At 31.4% G+C, this 707-nt stretch carries 1 protein-coding gene; it reads right to left on the bottom strand.

Annotation, left to right across the window (positions count from 1 at the left end):
• Positions 1–210 precede the first annotated feature (210 nt).
• Positions 211–707: IS6 family transposase (locus HMPREF2881_RS09810; protein ID WP_070653738.1), on the bottom strand; the 497-nt coding region annotated here is incomplete at its 5' end.

Below are 707 nucleotides of genomic sequence, written 5' to 3' on the forward strand. Positions count from 1 at the left end.
AAAGAAAAAATTGCTGATAGTAGTAACAATGAATCATAATTGTTTATAAAAATGGGACTAAAATCGAAAAGTTTTAGTCCCACTTACTTAATTAAGTACATTTCATTGAAAATAAAGTTAGCCTACAGTTAAGAAAACATCTAATTAAAGGTTCTGTTGCAAAGTCAGAATAAATATAACTAATTATCATTTTAACATGGTAGTATTACCTTAACTGGCCAACATGTGATTAATTTCGTAGCACGGCGAAAATTCGTAGATCTGAAGAGACCTACGGTTCTTTTTATATAGACCATAAATAAATTCAATACCTTTGAGTGTATTCTTTGCCGTATTGACGCTTTGATATCTCGTCTTTCTCACTTTAATATGACGGTGATCCTGCTCAATGAGGTTATTAAGATATTTAGATGTACAATGACAGTCGGGATTAAGTTTAAAATCTTTAATCAACTTAGACATTGCCACCTTCGTCGAAGGTGCCTGGTCTGTAATTATCATTTGAGGTTTACCAAATTGTTTAATAAGTCGCTTAATAAACGCATATGCTGAATGATTATCTCGTTTCTTACGTAACCAAATATCCAATGTATGACCATCTGCATCAATGGCACGATATAAATAGCACCATTTTCCTTTTATTTTAATGTATGTCTCATCAACGCGCCATTTATAATAAGCTTTTTTATGCTTTTTCTTCCAAATTT

This window comes from Staphylococcus sp. HMSC057A08, from assembly GCF_001812925.1.
In the GTDB taxonomy this organism is placed as follows: Bacteria; Bacillota; Bacilli; order Staphylococcales; family Staphylococcaceae; genus Staphylococcus; species Staphylococcus hominis.